This is a genomic window from Brevundimonas sp. ZS04, from assembly GCF_001956865.1.
GTDB lineage: Bacteria > Pseudomonadota > Alphaproteobacteria > Caulobacterales > Caulobacteraceae > Brevundimonas > Brevundimonas diminuta.
Genome location: NZ_MTHE01000003.1, coordinates 321,233 through 335,975 on the forward strand (window position 1 = coordinate 321,233; position 14,743 = coordinate 335,975).

At 69.0% G+C, this 14,743-nt stretch carries 17 protein-coding genes; 16 read left to right on the plus strand and 1 reads right to left on the minus strand.

What is annotated here, in order from left to right; genetic code table 11:
• The first annotated feature begins 2 nt into the window (after nucleotides 1–2).
• From BJP32_RS06290 to BJP32_RS06355, 16 genes are all read left to right on the plus strand, one after another.
• Nucleotides 3–656, plus strand: a complete 654-nt coding sequence (locus BJP32_RS06290; RefSeq protein WP_076223327.1) for a lytic transglycosylase domain-containing protein — start codon at nucleotides 3–5, stop codon at nucleotides 654–656.
• Nucleotides 653–955 (plus strand): TrbC/VirB2 family protein, encoded by a 303-nt coding sequence (locus tag BJP32_RS06295; protein WP_076223328.1) that lies wholly within the window; start codon nucleotides 653–655, stop codon nucleotides 953–955. Before BJP32_RS06290 ends, BJP32_RS06295 begins: the two co-directional genes overlap by 4 nt.
• Complete coding sequence (locus BJP32_RS17310; RefSeq protein ID WP_158043297.1) at nucleotides 955–1,131, plus strand: hypothetical protein; 177 nt, start codon at nucleotides 955–957, stop codon at nucleotides 1,129–1,131. Before BJP32_RS06295 ends, BJP32_RS17310 begins: the two co-directional genes overlap by 1 nt.
• On the plus strand, nucleotides 1,124–1,459 hold the full coding sequence (locus BJP32_RS06300; RefSeq protein ID WP_076223330.1) for a type IV secretion system protein VirB3: 336 nt from the start codon (nucleotides 1,124–1,126) through the stop codon (nucleotides 1,457–1,459). The genes BJP32_RS17310 and BJP32_RS06300 overlap by 8 nt, the downstream gene beginning before the upstream one ends.
• Nucleotides 1,452–3,827 (plus strand): VirB4 family type IV secretion/conjugal transfer ATPase, encoded by a 2,376-nt coding sequence (locus BJP32_RS06305; protein WP_076223332.1) that lies wholly within the window; start codon nucleotides 1,452–1,454, stop codon nucleotides 3,825–3,827. The genes BJP32_RS06300 and BJP32_RS06305 overlap by 8 nt, the downstream gene beginning before the upstream one ends.
• On the plus strand, nucleotides 3,824–4,540 hold the full coding sequence (locus BJP32_RS06310; protein ID WP_076223334.1) for a type IV secretion system protein: 717 nt from the start codon (nucleotides 3,824–3,826) through the stop codon (nucleotides 4,538–4,540). Before BJP32_RS06305 ends, BJP32_RS06310 begins: the two co-directional genes overlap by 4 nt.
• A gap of 223 nt (nucleotides 4,541–4,763) precedes the next feature.
• A complete protein-coding gene (locus BJP32_RS06315; protein ID WP_233126740.1) occupies nucleotides 4,764–5,669 on the plus strand; it encodes a type IV secretion system protein in 906 nt (301 codons plus the stop codon).
• 1 nt (nucleotide 5,670) lies between these two features.
• The gene (locus BJP32_RS17095) at nucleotides 5,671–5,862 is read left to right on the plus strand and encodes a hypothetical protein (protein WP_143255431.1); all 192 of its coding nucleotides are present in this window, start codon (nucleotides 5,671–5,673) and stop codon (nucleotides 5,860–5,862) included.
• Nucleotides 5,859–6,542: a virB8 family protein gene (locus BJP32_RS06320; RefSeq protein ID WP_076223335.1), complete on the plus strand. Its 684-nt coding sequence runs from the start codon at nucleotides 5,859–5,861 to the stop codon at nucleotides 6,540–6,542. The genes BJP32_RS17095 and BJP32_RS06320 overlap by 4 nt, the downstream gene beginning before the upstream one ends.
• Nucleotides 6,539–7,363 carry a TrbG/VirB9 family P-type conjugative transfer protein gene (locus BJP32_RS06325; protein WP_076223336.1) on the plus strand — a complete coding sequence of 275 codons (825 nt, stop codon included), beginning with the start codon at nucleotides 6,539–6,541 and terminating at the stop codon, nucleotides 7,361–7,363. The genes BJP32_RS06320 and BJP32_RS06325 overlap by 4 nt, the downstream gene beginning before the upstream one ends.
• Nucleotides 7,360–8,487 carry a type IV secretion system protein VirB10 gene (virB10, locus tag BJP32_RS06330; RefSeq protein WP_076223337.1) on the plus strand — a complete coding sequence of 376 codons (1,128 nt, stop codon included), beginning with the start codon at nucleotides 7,360–7,362 and terminating at the stop codon, nucleotides 8,485–8,487. The genes BJP32_RS06325 and virB10 overlap by 4 nt, the downstream gene beginning before the upstream one ends.
• Nucleotides 8,487–9,497: a P-type DNA transfer ATPase VirB11 gene (gene virB11 / locus BJP32_RS06335; protein WP_076223338.1), complete on the plus strand. Its 1,011-nt coding sequence runs from the start codon at nucleotides 8,487–8,489 to the stop codon at nucleotides 9,495–9,497. The genes virB10 and virB11 overlap by 1 nt, the downstream gene beginning before the upstream one ends.
• On the plus strand, nucleotides 9,463–11,334 hold the full coding sequence (locus tag BJP32_RS06340) for a type IV secretory system conjugative DNA transfer family protein (protein ID WP_076223340.1): 1,872 nt from the start codon (nucleotides 9,463–9,465) through the stop codon (nucleotides 11,332–11,334). The genes virB11 and BJP32_RS06340 overlap by 35 nt, the downstream gene beginning before the upstream one ends.
• Nucleotides 11,334–11,987 (plus strand): LPD7 domain-containing protein, encoded by a 654-nt coding sequence (locus BJP32_RS06345; protein ID WP_076223342.1) that lies wholly within the window; start codon nucleotides 11,334–11,336, stop codon nucleotides 11,985–11,987. The genes BJP32_RS06340 and BJP32_RS06345 overlap by 1 nt, the downstream gene beginning before the upstream one ends.
• A gap of 158 nt (nucleotides 11,988–12,145) precedes the next feature.
• Entirely contained in the window at nucleotides 12,146–12,490 is a 345-nt protein-coding gene (locus BJP32_RS06350; protein WP_076223344.1) for a helix-turn-helix domain-containing protein, read from the plus strand.
• Nucleotides 12,487–13,803, plus strand: a complete 1,317-nt coding sequence (locus tag BJP32_RS06355) for a type II toxin-antitoxin system HipA family toxin (RefSeq protein WP_076223345.1) — start codon at nucleotides 12,487–12,489, stop codon at nucleotides 13,801–13,803. The genes BJP32_RS06350 and BJP32_RS06355 overlap by 4 nt, the downstream gene beginning before the upstream one ends.
• A 7-nt stretch (nucleotides 13,804–13,810) precedes the next feature.
• Here BJP32_RS06355 and BJP32_RS06360 read toward each other — a convergent pair.
• The coding region (locus BJP32_RS06360; RefSeq protein WP_143255432.1) for a relaxase/mobilization nuclease domain-containing protein at nucleotides 13,811–14,743 on the minus strand (933 nt) is incomplete at its 5' end.

The window sequence follows — 14,743 nt, forward strand, 5'->3', positions numbered from 1 at the left end:
GAATGAGGCTCCACAACTCGGAGCCCGCCTTGCTGGATCTCGCCGCCATTCTCATCCTGGCCCAGGCCTGCGCCCCACAGAGCGCGCCGGAGACCCTGGCCGCCGTGGCATGGGCCGAAAGCCGGTTCGATCCCCTGGCCATCGGCGTCAATCGCGGTCCACGCCCAGCGCGACGCGCCAGGGACGCCGCCGACGCCGCCCAGATCGCGCGCGGCCTGCTCGAACGCGGCGCCAACCTTGATCTCGGCCTGGCCCAGATCAACAGCGACAATCTCGAATGGCTTGGCCTGAGCCCCGAAGCCGTCTTCGATCCCTGCCGCAACCTCGCCGCCGCGGACCACGTCCTGCGCGCCGGCTATCGGCCGCGAGCGGACGAGACGCCGCAGCAGAGCCTGAGGGTCGCCCTGTCGCGATACAATACGGGTCATGCGGAGCGCGGCTTTCGCAACGGCTATGTCGCCCGGGTCGAGGCCGCCGCCGGAACGCTCGGCCTGGCTCAAGTCCCGCGCGCCTCTCACCCTCAGGCGCCCGTCGCCGCATCGGAGAGCCCTGTCGAACAGAGTCCCGTCGCCGGCTGGGACGTCTTCGGACGGGCGCAGGCGAGCGCGCGCTTGGTCTTCGCTTCCACCGGAAACGCCTCGGGAGGTCAGAAATGATCCGACAGTCTTCCAGGACGCAGCGCCTCTTCGCCGCTGCCCTGATCGCCGGCGCCTCCAGCCTTCTGCTGGTCCAGCCCGCCTTCGCCTCGGCCAATATTGAAGGCCTGCTCCAGAACGTCGTCGACATGCTCACCGGCAACACCGCCCGGCTGTTGGCGGTCCTGGCCGTGGTGGTGGTCGGCATCCTCTGGATGTTCGGCCTGTTTGATCTCCGGCGGGCCGCCATCGTCGTGCTCGGGATCATCGTGGTCTTCGGCGCGGCCGAGATCGTCAACCTCATCACGGGCGGCGCCTGATGAGCCCCGCCCTTCTCTCCCTCGGGGCGGCCGGGACCGCCTTCGCCCTCGGCCTGGCGCTCGGACGCCGGCTGATCTCTCCCCTGCGTTGCGCCCAGATCGTCGGCGGTCTGGGGAGCGGTCTGGTCATTGTTCTGGCCGCGGTCCGTCTTCTTGCCGGAGGCGATCATGGCTGAGGAAGGCCTGGCCGAGGACCCGCTCTTCCTGGCCTGCACCCGGCCGGCCATGGTCATGGGCGTTCCCATGGAGGCCATGGGGGTCAATGTCATCCTCTCCGGACTGGTCTTCCTTATCGGGGGCAGCCTCCTCTACCTGCTGGTCGCCCCCGCCCTGCACATGGTGTTTCGCGCCGTCTGCCGCGCCGACCACAACGCCTTCCGGCTGCTCTTCGTCTATGTCGACACCAAGGGGCGGGCCAGAAACAGCGCCCTGTGGGGTGGAAGCTCGCCCTCCCCCCTGCCCCTGGTCCGTCGCTACCGCGCCACGGAGCTGACCCGTGGCTGAAGGCGGGATCAGCAGGAACCGGCTCAAGCGCGAGAACGACGCCCGATCGCACCTGCCCTATGCCCGCCACGTCAGCGATCATGTCGTGGCCCTCGACAGCGGCGCCCTCATGCTGGTGTTCCAGATCCAGGGCGCAAGCTTCGAGACGGCCGACGCCCGCGACCTCAACGACTGGCACCTCAAGCTGAACCAGGCCTGGCGAAACCTCGCTGACGAGCAGTTCGCGGTCTGGCACCACCTCATCCGTCGCAGGATCGAGCCTGAACCCTCCACGGGCTATCGCTCCGCCTTCGCGGCCGACTTGGGCGCCGCCTGGAACGCCCGGACGACGGACAAGCCCCTTTGGGTCAACGAACTCTTCGTCACCCTGGTCCTGCATCCGGGCCGCACGCCGTCAAACAAGACAGCCGCCCTGATACGGCGTCTGGGCAAGGCGCGAGGCGAAGACCTCGAATCCGCCACCGTCTATCTGCGCCGGATCGAGGAAGCCGGACGCGACCTCGCCCAGTATCTGGACCGCTACGCCCCGCGCCGCCTCGGTCTCTATGAGAAGAACGGCCTGTGGTTCTCCGAACCCATGGAGATCATGGGGCTGGTCCTGACCGGACGCCGATCGCCCGCCCCTATCGTCTACGGCCACCTCGGCGGCGCCCTCTACGCCAACCGCGTCATCTTTGGCCGGGAGACCCTGGAACTGCGGGACGTAGCTTCGGCCCGTTACGCCGGCGTCCTGGCTATCAAGGAATATCCGGCCACGACCCGGCCCGGCCTGTGGAACGCCCTGCTCAGCGCCCGCTTCAACTTTGCCGTCTCTCAGTCCTTCGCCTTCCTGTCCAAGGCCTCCGCCCGGGCCGTGATGGAGCGCAAACAGAACCAGATGGTCTCGGCCCGGGACCGGGCCGGCTCCCAGATCGCCGGATTGTCGGAGGCCCTGGACGAACTGACGAGCAACCGCTTCGTCATGGGCGAACACCAGGCTTCGGTCCTGGTCTACGGCGATACGCCCGCGGCCCTGGCGGAGCATCTGTCCAAGGCGCGCGCCTTACTGGCGGATTCCGGCTTGGTCGTGGCGCGCGAAGACCTCGGTCTCGAAGCCGCCTTCTGGTCCCAGTTTCCCGGCGCCTTCGCGCGGCGCACCCGCCCGGCGGCCATCACCTCGCGCAATTTCGCGGCGCTCGCCCCCTTCCATTCCCATCCGGTCGGCAGGGCGGCCGGAAACCACTGGGGCCCCGCCGTCGCCGCTCTCAGGACGACCGCAGGGTCGCCCTTCTATTTCAACTTCCATGTCGGCGACCTGGGCCACACCTTCATCTGCGGGCCTTCAGGGGCGGGCAAGACGGTCGTCCAGAACTTCATGCTGGCCCAGCTGGAGCGGTTCGGCGCCCAGCAGATCTTCATCGACAAGGACCGGGGCGCAGAGATCTTCGTGCGCGCCTGCGGCGGGACCTATTTGACCCTGGCCAACGGCGTGTCGACCGGCTTCGCCCCGTTCAAGGCCCTGCCCCCGTCGCCTCACAACCGCGCCTTCCTGGTCCGGCTGGTCCGGGCCCTGGTCAGCCGTCCGGACGAAACCCTGAAGGTCGCAGAGGCCCGGGCGATTGATCATGGCGTTGCGGCGCTGGAGGACCTCCCCCGCCAGCAGAGGTCAATCGCCGCACTGAGGAGCCTGCTGGGCCAGGGCGACGCCGGCGGGGTCGGCGCTCGTCTCGAGCGCTGGCAGCGCGGCGGCCCGCTCGGCTGGGTTCTCGACAATGAGGAGGACGCCCTGAGCCTGGAGGCTCCCCTGGCCGGTTTCGACATGACCCGGGTGCTGGACCATGACGAGGTCCGGATCCCGGCCATGCTCTACCTCTTCCACCGCATCGCCGAACGGGTGGATGGTCGCCGGCTGGTCCTGGACATCGACGAGTTCTGGAAGGTCCTCGGCGACCCCGCCTTCACCGACCTGGCCCAGGACGGCCTGAAGACTTGGCGCAAGCAGAACGCCCTGATGGTGTTCGGCACCCAGTCGCCCGCCGACGTCCTGCGCTCGCCCATCGCCCACGCCATTCTGGAACAGTGCGCGACCAAGATCTTCCTGCCCAACGCCCACGCCCGGGCCCGCGACTACGTCGACGGCTTCGGCCTGAGCGAGGCCGAGTTCCGGCTGGTCCGGGACGAGCTGACGCCCGCGTCCCATTGTTTCCTGGTCAAGCAGGGTCACGACAGCCTGGTGGTCGAGCTCGACCTCAGCGGCATGGACGACGCCCTGGCGGTCCTGTCGGGCCGGACCGAAACCGTCGCCCTGCTCGACCAGATCCGCGCCGAGACGGGCGACGACTACGCCCAGTGGCGCGACCTCTTCCATGCCCGAAGGAGAGTCTCATGAACGCCCGTTCGCTCGCGGCCCTGATCGGCGCCGTCCTCCTGTCCTCAGCCCCGGCCGTCCAGGCCCAGCACATCGTTCACGACCCGACCGCCTACGCCCGGCTGGTCGAGGACGCCCGCACCGCCCTGCAGCAGCTTCGCGCGCTTCAGGCCCAGGTCGAACAGGGTCAGGCCCTGTTCGACAGCCTGAACGCCATCTCCAACGTCAACGCCCTGGCGAACGTCCTCGGTGTTCCCGAAGTCCGCAATCCGCTGCCGGACCTGAGGGCTCTGCGGGCGGCGGCTGACGGAGACCTGACGGCGCTCGGCGATCTGGCGGACCGCGCCGCCGCCATCCGCCGCGAGACCCGCCTCTACACCCCGCCCTCAGGGGACGCGGAGACCTATTATCGCGACAGCCTCGAACGGTCGGGGGCACGGACGGCCCGGGATCTGGCCATCGGCGAGGCCGTCAGCCAGGCGTCCGATCAGAGACTCGAGGGCCTGGAAAGCCTGCGCCGCGCCCTGGACGCCGCCCCCAACGCCCGCGCCGTTATGGATCTCGAGGCCCGCCTCGCGGCTGAACAGGCCCTGATCCAGAACGAACAGCTCCGTCTGCAGGGTCTCGCCCTGACCCAGGCCGCGGAAGCCCGGCTCGAGGAACAGCGCGTGCGCGAACAAGCCGAAGCCGCAAGGACGGCGCGACAGGCGGTCTATGAGCGCGCCTTCCGATGACCCGCCCTGTCGTCCTTCTCGCCTGCGTCCTTCTACCGGCCTGCTCGCCACCGCCACGAGACGCCGAAGGCATCGCACAGGCGCCGGGGAGCGCCGCTAAGGTTGTGGCGGACTGCGACGCAGGCCGGAGGACCCGCGATTGCGTCGTCGCCCGCCAGGGTCTGGCTGAGGCCCGCCGGCGGGAACGCATGGCCGCCTACGCCCGGACCGTTCGGGAGCCCTGATGATGGACTTCCGGGTCTTCGAGCCAAGCTATGACTTCATCGACGGCCGCCTGAACGAATTCCTCGGCAGCCGCCTGTCCGCAGTGATCGCCGAAGTCGAGGGCCCTCTGAGGATCGCCCTTGTCCTCTATGTCGTTCTCTACGGCTTCGCCATCCTGCGTGGCGCCATCAGCGAGCCGGTGATGGATTTCGCCGTCCGTTCGATCAAGCTCGCCCTGATCTACGCCTTGGCGACCACATCCGCCTATTCCAGCTTTGTCACCGAACCGCTCTTCACCGGCCTGCCCAATGTCCTGACCCGCGCGGTCAGCGGCGCAGAGGCTCCGAGCGTCGGCGCCGCCTTCGATCAGTTCTTCGCCTATGCGGCCTGGTTAGGCGAGGACATCGCCCGCGACGCCTCGGCCTTCAATCCGGCCCCCTACGTCATCTCGGCGGCGGTCTTCATCATCGGCGCCCTGGCCGCAGCCCTGGGCTTCGGCGTTGTGCTGGTCGCCAAGCTGGCCCTAGCCCTGCTCGTGACCCTCGGTCCGATCTTCATCGCCTGCGCCCTGTTCGACGCTACCCGGCGCTTCTTCTTGGGCTGGCTGAGCCAAGCGGTGAACTATCTGGTCCTCTTCGCCCTGATAATCGTCATCTTTCAACTGGTCCTTTCGCTTGTGCGCGACCAGTGGGGTGCGATCCAGGGCGCAGACCCAATAGTCGGCGGACTCATTTTCATCGCCCTGTGTCTGCTTGGCGCGATCTTCTTCCTTCAGACCCCGGCCATAGCGGCAGGCATCGCCGGCGGCGCCAGCGCCGCCGTCGGAGACTTCTTACCCAGCCCTCGCAACAGCGGCTCAGGGCCGTCGCCGCTCGCACGCCCCGCGCCTCAGAGCGGCGGCTCCATCCGCTTAAAAGGAGCCTGACATGCCTCCTCGCCTTCTGCTTCTCGCTGTCTGCGCCCTCAGCGGCTGCGCCTCCCTGCCCGGTCCGAAGCTGCCGACTTGCGACGGCGCAGCCCGACGTCCGGCCAATCCTTACGGCTCCATCCTCTCCCCCGCCGCCGTCCCCCTGGCGACCGCCGACGCCGGGACGCCACCATCCGGAGGCTGTGCATGACCGGCGTCCCCTCTGACGACCTGAAGCGCTACTTCGCCGAGGCGCGACGCTGGGATCAGGACCGTCTGTCCTCCGCCCTTCGCTCGCGACGCTTCGCCTGGACTGCGGCAGGCGCGACCACGCTTCTCGCCGCGGCCTCGAGCCTGGCCGTCATCGCCCTGACGCCGCTAAAGACGACCGAACCCTTCGTCATCCGCGTCGATCAGTCGACCGGTGCGGTGGACGTGGTCAGGGGCCTTTCAACGGACCAGGGCCCGGCCAGCTACGACGAGGCCGTCAGCAAATACTTCCTCGCCCAATATGTGCGCGCCCGGGAAGGCTATCTCGACCCGGCCGCCGAGGACGCTTTCCGCATGGTGTCCGTCCTCTCGGCGCCCGGCGAACAGACCCGATGGTCCGAGCTTTACCGCGGCTCTAACCCTCAGAGCCCGCAGAACCTTTACGGGCCTGACGGCGAGGCCGTCGTCGCCATCCGCGCCATCGGCTTCATCAATGACGACGTCGCCAATGTCCGTTTCCGCCGCACAGTCCGACACGCCCGGCAGGTCGTCGAGAGCGACTGGATCGCCACCATAGCCTTCACCTGGACCCGCGCGCCGATGACGGAGGCCGACCGGCTGCGCAATCCCCTCGGATTCCAGGTCGTTTCCTATCGCGCCGACCCGGAGGTCATCCGATGAAAGCTCTCGTACTTTCCATCAGCCTGGGCGCCCTGACGCTCGCCGCTCCCGTCCTCGCTCAAGAAACGCCGGACGCCCGCATGCGCGAGGTCGTCTACGCCTCCGGCGAGGTCTATCGCGTGGCGGGGGCCTTTCGCACCGCGACCCAGATCGTCTTTTCGCCCGAGGAGACGATCCGGCACGCCGCCATAGGCGACAGCGTGGCCTGGGAGGTCGCCGCCGAAGGCTCGGTCCTTTTCCTCAAACCGCGCGAACGCCACCAGACCACCAATCTCCTGGTGGTCACTGACCGCGCTGGACAGGCCCGTCACTACGCCTTCGAACTGGTCGCGCGCGACCCGAGCGCGAGCTCGTCGATCGCCTATCAAATCCGCTTCCTCTACCCCGACGACGATGAGGCGCGCGCCGCCGCCAGCCTGGCGCGGGCCGCCGATCTAGCGAAGGAACGCCTCGTCAGCCTCGAACTTCAGCAGGGCGCGATCCAGGGGCCGCGCAATCTTGCCTATTCGGTCCAGGGCGACAGCCGGCTTCAGCCCAGCGAGGTCAGCGACAACGGCCGCTTCACCCTTCTGCGCTTTCCCGGCGCCCAGGCCCTTCCGGCCATATTCGAAGTCGCCGAGGACGGAGGCGAGCGGCTCATCCCCTATGACGTCCGCGGCGAGTTCGTGGTCATCCATGGAACCCCGCGCGGCCTGCGTCTGCGTCGCGGCGCCTCGGTCCTGTGCATCTTCAACGAGGCCTGGGATGCTCGCGGCCTCGCTGCAGCGACCGGCACGGCCTCTGCGACGGTCGAGCGCGCCCACAAGGGAAGCCGGTCATGACCGCCGATCCCACGCCGCCGCCCGACGCCATCGATCGCCCCGACGTCCCGCCGACCGCTCAGGACCGGGGCGTCTCTCCCATCGCCGGCCGGCTCGGCGGACGCCAGGGTCGGATGATCACGCTCGCCGCCCTCGCCGCCGGCTGCGGCGTCTTCCTCTTCGCGACCTGGGAGCGGGGCGACGCCCGGGATCGGAAACCACCCGTCGCCGACCAGCCGGCCCGCCAGGGCGCGCCGTTCGAACCCGCCCGTCGCCCCGAGCCCCCGCCGCTCATCGGCGACGCCGGGGATCCCCATGCGGCGCCGCTGACTGACGAGGCTGAAGTCCTGCCGGCGATCGAGCCTTCCCACGACCGGACCAGCCCCTCGACCTCGCCGGCCGATGAAAGGCGCGCCTTGGCCGAGAGCGCCCGGCGGGCTCCCCTTCTGGCCTATAGCCGCTCCGGCCGGGCCTCCCCCGCCTCCGGACACGCCTCCCCCCTGCCGCTGACCGACCCACGGAGCCCCACCTCGCTCGACGAGCTTCGCCGCCTCAGCCCGATCGGCGAGGCCAGGGCGGGTATCCTTCCCGATCGCAACCTCCTGATCACCGCCGGGACCAGCCTGCCCTGTGTGCTGCAGACCGCCATGGACAGCGCCACGCCGGGCTATGTCAGCTGCCTGGTGTCCCGCGACGTCTATTCGGACAATGGGACCGTGGTCTTGATGGAACGCGGAACGCGGGTTCTGGGCGAATACCGCGGCGGGCTCGAAACCGGTCGTCGCAGGCTCTTCGTCCTGTGGACCCGGGCTGTCACGCCGACAGGAGTGGCGGTGACCCTCGCCTCGCCCGCGGCCGACGCTCTTGGCCGCTCCGGCTTCGACGGCGAGATCGACACCCGTTTCTGGGACCGCTTCGGCGGCGCCCTTCTGTTGTCGATCGTAGATGACGGCGTCTATGCGGCGGCCGGCCGAGGACAGGACCTCCAGTCCTCCGCACGGGTCCCGTCCGACGCCGCCGCCATCGCCCTGCAGAACTCGATCGCCATCCCGCCCACCTTGCGCAAAGGCCAGGGGTCCGAGGTCTCCATCTTCGTGGCCCAGGACCTCAATTTCGCGAACGTCTATCGCCTCCGGCCGCGCTGATGGAAGACACTGCCGTCCTGGACCATTACCTCGCTCCGCTCAGCCCCTTCCTTGAACCGGAGGCGGTCACCGAAGTGGTGGTCAACCGCCCGGGCGAGGTGGGGGTGGAAGCCTCCGGCCGATGGCGCTGGCACAAGGTTCCAGCCCTGACCGAAGCCTGGCTGCATACGCTTGCGGTCGCGGCGGCGGCCTTCACCCGGCAGGACGTCGATGCCGTACATCCGATCTGCTCCACCGTCCTGCCCGGAAACGAGCGATGCCAGATCGTTCTTCCCCCCGCCGTCCCGGCCGACATGATCTCCCTGACGATCCGCAAGCCTTCCAGCCGCCGGATGGGGCTTGAGGACTTCGAAGCCGCGGGTCTGTTCGCGACGGCGACGGCCGTGAGCGGCCACGAGATCGACGAAACAGACGCCGCCCTGATCGCCCTGAGACAGGATGGGGACTGGCCCGGCTTCTTCCGGCTGGCGGTGGAGAGCCGCCGCAACATTCTCATCTCCGGCGCCACCGGCTCGGGCAAGACCTCCTTCGCCAAGGGTCTCGTCGAGCTCATCCCGCTCCATGAGCGTCTCCTGACAATCGAGGATACGCGCGAGCTGACGGTCCCGCATCGCAACGCCGTCCACCTCCTCTACTTCAAAGACGGCCAGGGTCTGGCCAGGACTGGTCCCAGGGCCCTGCTGGAAAGCGCCCTGCGCATGCGTCCCGACCGGATCCTGCTACAGGAACTGCGCGACGGCGCCGCCGCCTTTTTCTTCCTTCGCACCGTCAACTCCGGACACCCCGGCTCTATCACCACCGTACATGCGGACTCAGCAGCCCTGGCCTTCGAGCAACTCACCCTGCTGGTGCGCGAGTCCGAGGGCGGCCGCGACCTGCCGCGCGAGGACATCCGCAGCCTGCTGCACCTGATGGTGGATGTGGTGGTGCAGATGAAGAAGGTCGATGGCCGCTTCCGGATGACGGAGGTCTGGCATGACCCCGCTCGCAAACGCCTCGCCCGCGGCTAGGGCGGCGGCCTGGGCCGTCGCCGGCCTCGCCCTGGCCGGGATCGGCGCGACGCTGACCCTCATCATCGCCATGGCCGGCACGGGACAACTCGCGCCGGATCTCGACTGGGTCAGACTTCCCGCCTGGGTCTGGCGATCACGTCATGATCCCGAGTTGTCGCGCTGGCTGGGCGTCGGCGCCGGCTCGAGCGCCCTGCTGCTCATCGTCATGGCCGCGGCAAGCGTCCTTTCACGCCGCCGCCCTCTCCACGGCGCCGCGCGCTGGGCGAACGGCGCGGAAATCGCCCGGGCCGGGCTTCGGGCGCGATCCGGCATCGTCATCGGCCAGGCTCGGGGCCGCCCCCTGGTCTTCGACGGTCCCGAACACGTTCTCCTCCATGCCCCGACCCGGACCGGCAAGGGCGTCGGCGTGGTCATTCCCAATCTCCTGACCTGGCCCGGTTCGGTCGTGGTCCTCGACGTCAAACAGGAGAACTGGGTAGCCACCGCCGGCTACCGCGCCGGCTGCGGCCAGACGGTCTGGCGCTTTGATCCGCTCGATCCGCAGGGGCGCACCGCGCGCTATAATCCGCTCGGCCACATCAACCGGCGCAACTCGGTCGAGACCCTCGACGAGCTCCAGAAGATCGCGACCATGCTCTTCCCGGCCCCGGAGCACGCCGATCCTTTCTGGAACGAGGCCGCGCGGACCGGCTTCATCGGCGTCGGCGCCTATGTGGCCGAAACGCCCGACCTGCCCTTCACCCTGGGCGAGATCTTCCGCCAGCTCACCGGCGGCGACCCCCGCCGACGCCTTCCCGCCCTGGTCGAGGCGCGCGCTAGCTCCGAACGCCCCCTGTCGTCCTACTGCGTCGCCGCCCTCCTCGACTTCGCCACGGCCGGCGAGAACACCTTCGCCTCCATCAAACAGACCATCACGGCGCGCATGGCGCTCTGGCTGAACCCCCTGGTCGACGCCGCGACCGCGTCCTCGGATATGGACCTGAGAAGCCTGAGAACCCGCCCGACCTCCATCTACCTCGGCGTCTCCCCCGACAATGTCGCGCGCTGCGCCCCGCTCTACAGCCTCTTCTTCCAGCAGCTCGTGGACCTGAACACCCGCCGCCTGCCGGATCGCCGGGCCGAGCCTCTGGAGGTCCTGGTTCTGCTCGACGAGTTCGCCCGCCTCGGCCACGCCGGCGTCCTCGCCCGGGCCTTCGCCTATGTGGCCGGCTATGGGCTGCGCCTCCTGCCCGTCCTGCAAAGCCCCGCCCAGCTCCGGGCCATCTACGGCCCGGACGTCGCCGAAGAAATCATGTCCAACTGCGCCGTCGAGGTCGCCTTCGCGCCCAAGGAGCTGAGAACGGCCCGGGATCTCAGCGAACGGCTCGGCGCCTATACCTACGCCGCCCTGTCCCGCAGCCGCCCGGTCCTGCTGGGCGCCGGAAGGCGCTCGATCACCCAGTCCGACCAGAGGCGCTCTCTGATGCTGCCCCAGGAGCTGATGCAGATGAACGCCGACGCCCTCATCGTCCTGAAGGCCGGCCTCCCGCCCATTCTCGGCCGCAAGCTTCGCTTCTTCTCCCACCCCGAGCTGAAACGCCGGCCCGTCGCGCCTCCGGACGTGCCGCCCATTCCTGCGTCGCCGGCGCCCCGGCTTTCTCCAGCGCCGCCCTCCCCGGGCCCGGCCCCAGAAAACGACGACTGGAGCTTCGAAGGCCTGGTCCGTTCGCTCAAGCAGGAGGGCGCGCCCCTGCCTCCCGGCCATGGGGCCGACGAGGCTCAGGTCGCGGCCTGGGTGGACGCCCTCATCGACCATGCGGCCGCGCCGCGAGACCGCGCCGAGGGGAGAGGCTGATGGTTGGAAACAAAGCCGCAACGCCCCCCGTTCGCGACACGGAGAACGCGCTCAGCCCCGTTCCCGGCCGCGCCCGGAAGCAGGCCCCGGTCTCGCGCCGCAAGGGCGACCTGCCCGAGGGGCTGGAGGCGAAGTACCTCGTCGAGCACGACCGGAGAGGCAGGGCCGAACGCTTCCACCGGGACAACCGGAGCGGCGAGGCGCTTTTCCGGGATCACGGCCGGCGCCTCACCGCGCGCGAGCCCTATCCCGACGTGGTCAGGGACATGCTCCGGATCGCCGACCACCGCGGCTGGCGCGAGATCGTCGTCAGCGGCGATCAGGCCTTCCGCAGGGAGGTCTGGGTCCAGGCCCAGGCTCTCGACCTCCAGGTGCGGGGCTATCGTCCCCGGGAGATCGACCGCCAGGCGGCGGAACGAAAGACCCCGCCCCGCAAGACAGCCCGGAAGGACGAAGACCGGATCCGGGCTGAAACCCAGGCGCCGACGCGCATGGCCCAGGTCGCCATCGCTGTTGGCGCCCTCATCAAGGACCCCGCCGCCCGGGACCGCCTGATGCGGCGCGCCGTAGCCCGCGTCATCCGTCACCTCGACGCCGGCCGGCGGTTCGAACGCGAGGCTGGTCAGACGCGGATACGGGATAGGGATCGCTGAGCCATAAACATCCATATATGAACCATTATGCGACTTACATGACATTAATGGTCATATATGAGCGATAACAGCCCGCCCTATCTGGACTACTCATAATCAGTCATATATAGACGATATCATACCTGATGAGTGACAATCGTTCATATATGGAGGATTGCATGCCTATCGCCGAGGCCGAGATCAATCGTCAGGCCGAACGTCTGGGTCGTGGGCTGGCGGCCGAACGCCTGAGCCGCAACCTCACCCAGGCGCAGCTCGCGACGGAGGCGGGGCTTTCGCTCAGCACCCTGCGTCGCCTGGAAGACGGAAAGAACATCTCCCTCGACAACCTCATCCGCGTGATGGACGCCCTGCAGATCGCCGGCCGCCTCGAGGCCCTTACGCCCGCCCTGGACATCCGCCCGGTCGAACGGGTGCGCCCTGCCGGCCGGGAACGCCGGCGCGCGGCGCCCGCCGCCTCGCCCCCGCCCGCCTCCCGCTGGGCCTGGGGCGACCAGTCATGACCGACGCCGTCATCCGCCTGTGGGGCACCGACATCGGCGCCGTCAGCTGGGTCGAGGCGCGCGGCCACGCCGTCTTCCAGTACATGCCAGACTTCCTCGGCAGCGGCGTGGAGCTGGCGCCCCTCGTCATGCCGCTGAACGCGGCGCCCTACGCCTTTCCAGAACTGCCGCGAGACGCTTTCAAGGGCCTGCCCGGCCTCCTGGCGGACTCCCTTCCCGACAAGTACGGCAACGCCCTGATCGACGCCTGGCTCGCACGCGAAGGCCGCGACGCCGCCAGCTTCAATCCGGTGGAACGCCTCTGCTACATCGGCACGCGCGGCATGGGCGCGCTTGAGTTCCACCCGACCATCCTCAAGACCGAGCGCCGCTCGCGCCCGATCCAGATCGACGCCCTCGTCGACCTCGCCAACCAGGTCCTCGACGCCCGCGCCGACCTGCACGGCGTCCTGTCCGGCGAGGACGACCGCGACACCCTGGAGGAGATCCTGCGCGTCGGCACCTCGGCCGGCGGAGCCCGCGCCAAGGCGGTGCTCGCCTGGAATGAGGCCACAGGCGAATTCCGTTCCGGCCAACTCCCGGCGGATGCGGGCTTCACCTACTGGCTGATCAAGTTCGACGGGGTGAGCAACAACCGCGACAAGGAACTGGCCGATCCCCAGGGCTTCGGCCTGATCGAATACGCCTTCTCGCGCATGGCGGCCGACGCCGGCGTCGACATGTCCGAATGCCGCCTCCACCAGGAGGGCGGCCGCAGCCATTTCATGACCCGCCGTTTCGACCGAAGGGCCACGGGAGACAAGCTGCACATGCAGTCCCTGGCGGCCATCCGTCATTTCGATTTCAACGCCGCCGGCGCCTATGCCTACGAACAGGCCGTCGAGACGATCCGCAGGCTCGGCCTGCCGGCGGTCGACATCGAACAGCAGTTCCGCCGCGCGGTCTTCAACATCCTGATCCGCAACCAGGACGACCACGTCAAGAACATCGCCTTCCTGATGGACCGCGCCGGCGCCTGGCGGCTCTCCCCCGCCTATGACGTGGCCTACGCCTACAATCCCTCGGGCCCCTGGACCCGGCAGCATCAGATGAGCCTGAACGGCAAACGCGACGACTTCGACCTGGAGGACCTCGTCGCCTTCGGAGGCTACTGCGGCTTCAGCCGTAGAAGAGCCCTCGCCCTTGTCGAGGAAGTCAGCGCTCCGGTCTCGGCTTGGCGCGCCTACGCTGACGACGCCGGCGTCTATGAGGCCGACGCCGTGCGCATCCAGCGCGCCCTCCGCCTTGAACTCAAAGCGGCCCATCCTGCCTGACATCGCCTCAACGCGAACGGCCCCGAGGGCCGGGCTCAGGCGACCTTGTCGCTCCGCCGCTGGCGCGGCCCCGGACCGCCACGATCTCGTCGCGCAGCCGCATCCGCCGGGTCTCAGGCTTCGGCAGACTGCGGACGAAGGCTTCGACCGAACGTCCGAGTTCACGGTCCTGCGGATTATCGGAACGGGCGAGCGCCAGAGCCTCCGCCACATAGGCCCGCCGGATGAGGCGCTGACGCTCGATCGCCTGACGCTCCCAGACCGCCCCTTCGCCCTCGCCGCGCGCTGCCTCGCGAAAGGCGCCCGCCAGCACCTTGGGCAGGGGCCCTGCTCCCGCTTCAAACCGCTCTCGCGCCTTCCGAACAGAGGTCCGCTCCGCCTTGCGCACCACGCCCCGCGTCCGTCGTGGCGTCGCCTCCGCTTCGACGCCGCGCTCTCGCAGGGCTTCAGCGAAGACCTCCCGCCACCTCTGGAGATCCGCCTTCCTGGGATTCAGCCGCGCGCCGTCACGGCCTGACATCCTCACCGTTAGGTGGACGTGCGGATGCCGGTCCTCGTCGTGCAGGACGAAGACGTAAGAGAAGCGCTCGCCGAACACATGCTCCGCAAAGGCCCGCGACGCGTCCTCCACACGAAACGGCTCGGTGCCCGCCGGCATGCTCAGGACGATCGACATGGAGACCGCGCCTCGCCGCCCTAGAGGCTCGGCGGACAGCTCTCCCGCCCAATCGTCCGCAAGCGTCCCCACCTCGGCGCGCCCCTTCAGCCGCTCGCCGTCCGGACCTTCCAGGAACAGGCGTCCATTGCGGGAGATATAGTCGAGGTGCCGGGCGAGGTGACCGGCGTCATGCGTCTTGCCGGTGATCTTGACCATGGCCTCCGGCGCCCGCCGCGCCACGCGGGCGAGCGTCGCCCGCGCGCCCTCGCCGCGTCCCCCTCC